Origin of the sequence: Vallitalea sp. (assembly GCF_025211055.1) — a bacterium.
Lineage (GTDB): Bacteria > Bacillota > Clostridia > Lachnospirales > Vallitaleaceae > Vallitalea.
This window is the reverse complement of the sequence record NZ_JAOARO010000085.1, coordinates 1-6,270: the sequence shown is the minus strand read 5'-3', so window position 1 is coordinate 6,270 and position 6,270 is coordinate 1. Positions and strand designations below refer to the sequence as shown.

The window sequence follows — 6,270 nt, the reverse complement described above, 5'->3', positions numbered from 1 at the left end:
AATATATTTCATAATCAAGGCGCGAAGCGCACATTTTTCGATGAATATGTCAATGGTTTTTGACAAAAAAGTGGGGGGTTTTAATAAAAAGGAATCTAGAAGCGTTGAATTTACTGGCTTAGAGATTCCGAGAGAATATAGAATTTATAAGGAGGATAATCATATGAGATATATTAGTTATAGTGATTGTTCAGATAATGAACTGTATAAGATGTTATTTGATAGAGCGCCTGATAATTATGGGAAGTATGAGCAGGTAGTGGCTAGTATAGTTGATAATGTGAAGAATAATGGAGACAAAGCCATTTTTGAATATGGGGAGAAGTTTGATAATGTAAGATTGGATGAGAAATCTTTGAAGGTAACAAAAGAAGAGATTGTTGAGGCTTATGAGCAGGTAGATGAGGAATTAGTTGAAATCATAAGAAGGTCCAAGAAGAGGGTCAAGGAGTATCATGAGAAGCAGAAGAAGTATAGTTGGTTTGATAGTTGTGATTCTGGTAGTATCATGGGACAAAAGGTTACACCAATAGACAAGGTTGGAGTTTATGTTCCAGGAGGGAAAGCTGTCTATCCATCATCTGTTATAATGAATGTTATGCCTGCCAAGGTAGCGGGAGTAGAGCAGATAGTGATGGTTACGCCACCTAATAGAGATGGGAAAGTGAATCCTGTTACATTAGTTGCGGCTAATGAATGTGGTGTTGATGAAATATACAAAGTAGGTGGAGCACAGGCAGTGGCTGCGTTAGCATTTGGGACAGAAACTATTCCTAAGGTCTATAAGATTGTTGGACCTGGCAATATATTTGTTGCTCTTGCTAAGAAGGCTGTGTATGGACATGTAAGTATAGATTCTATAGCTGGTCCTAGTGAAGTGTTAGTTATCGCAGATGAAAGCGCTAATCCAAAATATGTTGCAGCTGATTTATTATCTCAAGCTGAACATGATGAATTGGCTTCAGCAATTTTAGTTACTGACAGTGATGAATTAGGAAAAGAGGTAGAAAAAGAATTAATCAGACAAACAGAGTATCTAAGTAGAAAAGATATCTTAGAAAAATCACTTAATGATTATGGAGCAATAGTAGTTGTGAAATCAATAGATGAAGCTGTTAAGTTGAGTAATATGGTAGCACCAGAGCATTTGGAGATATGTACGAAAGAACCTTTTATGGTACTGCCTAAGATTAAAAATGCGGGTGCAATTTTCTTAGGAAATTATAGTCCTGAACCTTTAGGTGATTATATGGCTGGACCTAATCATGTTTTACCTACTAATGGAACAGCTAAGTTCTTTTCACCATTGAGTGTAGATGATTTTATTAAAAAATCAAGTATCATTTCTTTTGACAGGGATGCACTGGGGGAATTACAAGAAGATATAATAAAATTTGCTCATGCAGAAAAATTAACAGCACATGCAAATTCAATAAAGGTGAGATTTGAAAATGATTAATGAATATATAAGAAGAGATTTAAGGAATTTTACACCATACCATGCTCCTTTGAAAGAATATGATATCAAGTTAGATGCCAATGAAAATCCGTATCTTCATGATGAGAAAATTCTTAATAAAGTAAAAGAGTGGCTTAATGACTGTAATAATATCAGGAGATATCCAGATACTGATTGTAATGAATTAAGAAATGTTTTAGCTAATTTTTGGCAGGTAGAAAAGGATAATGTAGTATGCGGTGTTGGTTCTGACCAATTAATCGACTGTATATTAAAGGTCTTTTTGGAACCAGGAGATAAGGTTTTAATGCCAACACCTTCATTTAGTATGTATAAATTAGCAACAGTATTAAATAGAGGTATTCCTGTTGAATTTTCATTAAATGATGATTTCTCTTATGATGTAAATAAAATATTGGATTTATACAATGAAATTAGACCAAAATGTGTATTTATATGCACCCCTAATAATCCAACAGGCAACATTATGACTATAGAAGACATTGAAAAACTATTACAAAAAATTGAGTGTCCTCTTATTATTGATGAAGCTTATAGTGAATATATAGATGACACAATGATAGGTAAGTTCAGAGAATATGATAATCTTATTGTGTTAAAGACTTTTTCAAAAGCTTATGGTTTAGCAGGTCTTAGAGTTGGGTATGGTATTGCTTCTAAGAGTATGATAGATGCAATTAATATTGTAATTCCACCATATCATCTTAATGCATTATCTCAATTTTTAGCTAAAATCGTAATAGAAAATAGTGAACAATATGATAAAAAAAGCAAAGAAATAGTTAATAATAGAAAATGGTTAATTGATAATCTAAAAGAAATATATTATGTAGATAAGGTATATCCTTCGCATGCTAATTATTTATTAATAAAAGTATCAGATAACGATATTGCTAAAAAACTAGAAAAACATAAGATTCTAGTTAGAGGTTACGGAGAACAAGGGGAATTGTCTAATTGTATTAGAATTACTGTGGGTACTGAAGAAGAAAATGAACAATTAATCAAGGTCATGAAAATATATTGATATTTAACAATAACTGGGCTTTCCAAAGCTTTTGAATTAGCTTAGCTGGATAGAATATTCCAGTGGGAAAGTTGAGACATTAATTAAAAGGAGTTTATAGGATGAAGAGAATTAGTGAGATTAATAGAAAGACTAATGAAACAAATATTAGTCTTAAGTTTAACATAGATGGAATTGGAGATTATGACATAGATACAGGCGTTGGTTTTTTTGATCATATGATGACTCATATATCCAAACATGGCTTATTTGACCTTGATATCAAATGTAGAGGTGATCTGGAAGTTGATTGTCATCATACAATAGAGGATATAGGTATTGTTTTTGGCAAATGCATAAAAGAAGCTATTGGAGATAAAAAAGGTATTAAAAGATATGGTTCTGCTATTATTCCTATGGACGAGACATTAGTATTATGCGCATTAGATTTATCAGGAAGATCATATTTGAATTATGATGTTGAACTAACTACAGATATAATTGGTACTATGGATACAGAAATGGTAGAAGAGTTTTTTCGAGCAGTATCTATGAATGCTGAAATGAATCTACATATTAAATTGTTAGATGGTAAGAACAATCATCATATTGTTGAAGGCATATTTAAAGCATTTGGAAATGCACTTGACCAAGCTACAATAGTAGATTCTAGGATAAAGGGTACACTTACTACTAAAGGGGTTCTTTAAAATTATAAGACAATAGAATCTTATAAAAAAGTACTTTAAGAAAGGGTGGATGTGATGAAGATTGGTATTATTGATTATGGAATGGGTAATCTAGGAAGTATATCTAATGCACTTTCATATATTGGAGTAGATTATATAATATCTTCAAATGTTCAAGAATTAGAAAAGACAGATAAGCTTATATTGCCTGGTGTAGGTGCTTTTAAAGATGCTATAAATCTTATTAAGGAAAAAAATATCGATTTATTCATACATGATAGTGTTAAAAAAGGCAAAACACTTCTAGGGATATGTCTAGGAATGCAGCTATTGTTTGATTCATCAAGTGAATATGGTACACATGAGGGTTTGGGACTATTACATGGAGATATCGTTAGATTTGATACTAATCTAAAAGTACCACATATGGGGTGGAATAAATTAAATATTATTAAAGAAGAACCTTTGTTTAAAGGATTGCCAAAGAATATACATGTTTATTTTGTTCATTCATATCATTTGGAAACTTCAGAAGACATTGTTTGTGCAACAACTAACTATGGAAAAGATATTCAGATAGCAGCTCAAAAAGATAATGTTTTTGCTTTACAGTTTCATCCTGAAAAAAGTGGAGTTATAGGACTTTCTATACTTAGAAATTTTGTTTCTTTATAATATATGTTTTGTAATACGAATGGAGGAAAGTTATGAGATTATATCCAGCAATAGATATTAAAAATGGTAAATGTGTTAGGTTGAAACAAGGAAAATTTAATGAACAGACAGTTTATTCCAATGACCCATATATAATAGCTAAGAAATGGGCTAATTATGGAGCATCATATATCCATGTTGTTGACTTGGACGGTGCATTAGATGGCAATTGGACTAATAAAGAAGCTATTAAAAAAATAGTTGATAGTGTTGATATACCTGTTCAAACAGGTGGAGGAATAAGATCAATAAGAGATATTGAAGAGAGATTAGATGTTGGAATAACTCGTGTTATCATAGGGACATTGGCAGTAAAAAATCCTAGCTTCGTGAAAGATGCTGTTAAGAAGTTTGGCAATGAAAGAATTGTTGTGGGAATAGATGCAAAAGATGGTATGGTTGCTATTAACGGATGGGAAAAACTAAGTGTGGTATCAGCTCTTGATTTGTGTAAACAAATGAAAGGATACGGTGTGAAAACAATCGTGTATACAGATATTTCAAAAGATGGTATGCTCATTGGTCCTAATGTAGATTATACAAAATATCTAATAGATGAAACAAGTCTAGATATTATTGCTTCTGGTGGTGTATCATCTATAAAAGACCTTAAGGATGTAGAAATAATTAATGCTGAGGGAGCTATAATTGGAAAAGCACTGTATACCAATAAAATTGATCTAAAAGAAGCCATTTCATTGTTTGAGAACTAGCTAGACTTATTTTTATAATTAATTATATTAAAATCTAAAATAGAGTTCTTTTTATGTAAGAAAGGGTGTTTGTATGTTATCAAAAAGGATCATCCCTTGTTTAGATGTTGATAGGGGGAGAGTTGTAAAAGGAATTAATTTTGTTAATTTAATAGATGCAGGTGATCCTGTTGAAGTTGCTAAAATATATAATAAGAGTTTGGCAGATGAAATCGTATTCTTGGATATTACTGCTACCCATGAAGGAAGAGATACCATAGTAGATGTAGTGAAAAAAACTGCTAAGGAGATTTTTATACCATTAACGGTAGGGGGCGGTATTAAGACTCTTGATGACTTCAAGAAAATACTTAGAGCTGGAGCTGATAAAGTTGCTGTCAATTCAGGGGCAATAAGAAGACCTGAACTTATCAATGAGGCAGCAAATAAATTTGGTAATCAATGTGTAGTTGTTGCAATTGATGCAAAACGAAATGAAGAACATGATAGTTGGGATGTTTACATTAATGGAGGTCGAATAAATACTGATATTGATGCTGTTTGGTGGGCTAAGGAAGTATGTAAACGTGGTGCAGGAGAAATATTACTTACAAGTATGGATAAAGATGGAACCAAATCAGGCTATGATATAGAACTAACTAAAAAAATTAGTGCGATAGTTGATGTACCTGTTATTGCATCAGGTGGAGCAGGGAATATGGAACATTTCAAGAATGTATTAACTTTGGGAAAAGCTGATGCTGCTCTTGCAGCTTCCCTGTTTCATTTTAAAGAAATAGAGATTATTGAATTAAAAAAATACTTAGACAGTAATGAAATACCTGTAAGATTATAAATTATATAAAGAAGAAGAATTATTCAAGAGAGGAATGGATATAATGGATTTTAACAAATTAAAATTAAATTCAGATGGTTTACTACCAGTTGTTACTCAGGATTATTCTAGTAACGAAGTTTTGATGGTAGCATATATGAACAAAGAGGCTTTTAATAAGACTATAGAGACTAAGAAAGTACATTATTTCAGTAGAAGCAGACAAAGCTTATGGTTAAAAGGAGAGACATCAGGTCATTATCAACATTTAGTTAGTATGGCTTTGGATTGTGATAATGATACTTTATTAGTAAAAGTTAGACAAGAAGGAGCTGCATGTCATACAGGAAACTATTCTTGCTTCTACAAAAAAGTAGATATAGATAATAGAGAAATCACCCAAAGCAATGAGTTACAACAAAAAAAACAAAACGTATTTGAAATATTTGAAGAAGTATATAATGTCATAGTAGATAGAAGAGATAACCCAAAAGAAGGTTCTTATACTAATTATTTGTTTGATAAGGGAATTGATAAGATTCTTAAAAAGGTTGGAGAAGAAGCAACAGAAGTAATTATTGGAGCTAAGAATGAAGGAAATGATGAAATCATATATGAAATATCAGATTTAATATATCATTTGTCAGTATTGATGGTTGAGAAGAATACTACTTGGAAAGATATATGTAAGGAATTAGATAAAAGAAGATAATTAAAAGGGGCTGTCGTTAAATAGCGATATTTGAGCTCTTAAATAAGAAATAAGTAAACCCCGCAAGATTAAGCTGTTTTGTAAGCTTATAATTCTTGTGGGTTTCTCTTTTGCTCTTATTACTTTCTATTACTTGCTTATT

6 protein-coding genes and 1 pseudogene are annotated in these 6,270 nt (G+C 31.5%); all 7 read left to right on the top strand.

Annotated elements, in window-relative coordinates; translation table 11 throughout:
* Nucleotides 1-163: 163 nt before the first annotated feature.
* A complete protein-coding gene (gene hisD, locus N4A55_RS12055; RefSeq protein ID WP_293756675.1) occupies nt 164-1,459 on the top strand; it encodes a histidinol dehydrogenase in 1,296 nt (431 codons plus the stop codon).
* The gene (hisC, locus tag N4A55_RS12050) at nt 1,452-2,507 is read left to right on the top strand and encodes a histidinol-phosphate transaminase (protein ID WP_293756673.1); all 1,056 of its coding nucleotides are present in this window, start codon (nt 1,452-1,454) and stop codon (nt 2,505-2,507) included. Before hisD ends, hisC begins: the two co-directional genes overlap by 8 nt.
* A 101-nt stretch (nt 2,508-2,608) precedes the next feature.
* Nucleotides 2,609-3,196: an imidazoleglycerol-phosphate dehydratase HisB gene (gene hisB, locus N4A55_RS12045; RefSeq protein ID WP_293756670.1), complete on the top strand. Its 588-nt coding sequence runs from the start codon at nt 2,609-2,611 to the stop codon at nt 3,194-3,196.
* A gap of 54 nt (nt 3,197-3,250) precedes the next feature.
* The gene (hisH, locus tag N4A55_RS12040; RefSeq protein ID WP_293756668.1) at nt 3,251-3,850 is read left to right on the top strand and encodes an imidazole glycerol phosphate synthase subunit HisH; all 600 of its coding nucleotides are present in this window, start codon (nt 3,251-3,253) and stop codon (nt 3,848-3,850) included.
* 32 nt (nt 3,851-3,882) lie between these two features.
* Nucleotides 3,883-4,602, top strand: coding sequence for a 1-(5-phosphoribosyl)-5-[(5-phosphoribosylamino)methylideneamino]imidazole-4-carboxamide isomerase (gene hisA / locus N4A55_RS12035; RefSeq protein WP_293756665.1), 720 nt, complete (start codon nt 3,883-3,885; stop codon nt 4,600-4,602).
* A 73-nt stretch (nt 4,603-4,675) separates the two neighbouring features.
* Nucleotides 4,676-5,437: an imidazole glycerol phosphate synthase subunit HisF gene (hisF, locus tag N4A55_RS12030; protein ID WP_293756662.1), complete on the top strand. Its 762-nt coding sequence runs from the start codon at nt 4,676-4,678 to the stop codon at nt 5,435-5,437.
* 40 nt (nt 5,438-5,477) lie between these two features.
* Nucleotides 5,478-6,128: pseudogene (gene hisIE, locus N4A55_RS12025) on the top strand (bifunctional phosphoribosyl-AMP cyclohydrolase/phosphoribosyl-ATP diphosphatase HisIE); the annotation flags it as partial.
* Nucleotides 6,129-6,270: the final 142 nt, after the last annotated feature.

Excerpts from the sequence above, each read along its gene's own strand:
- hisD (WP_293756675.1), top strand. The coding sequence starts at position 164 with ATGAGATATATTAGTTATAGTGATTGTTCAGATAATGAACTGTATAAG.
- hisC (WP_293756673.1), top strand. The coding sequence starts at position 1,452 with ATGATTAATGAATATATAAGAAGAGATTTAAGGAATTTTACACCATAC.
- hisB (WP_293756670.1), top strand. The coding sequence starts at position 2,609 with ATGAAGAGAATTAGTGAGATTAATAGAAAGACTAATGAAACAAATATT.
- hisH (WP_293756668.1), top strand. The coding sequence starts at position 3,251 with ATGAAGATTGGTATTATTGATTATGGAATGGGTAATCTAGGAAGTATA.
- hisA (WP_293756665.1), top strand. The coding sequence starts at position 3,883 with ATGAGATTATATCCAGCAATAGATATTAAAAATGGTAAATGTGTTAGG.
- hisF (WP_293756662.1), top strand. The coding sequence starts at position 4,676 with ATGTTATCAAAAAGGATCATCCCTTGTTTAGATGTTGATAGGGGGAGA.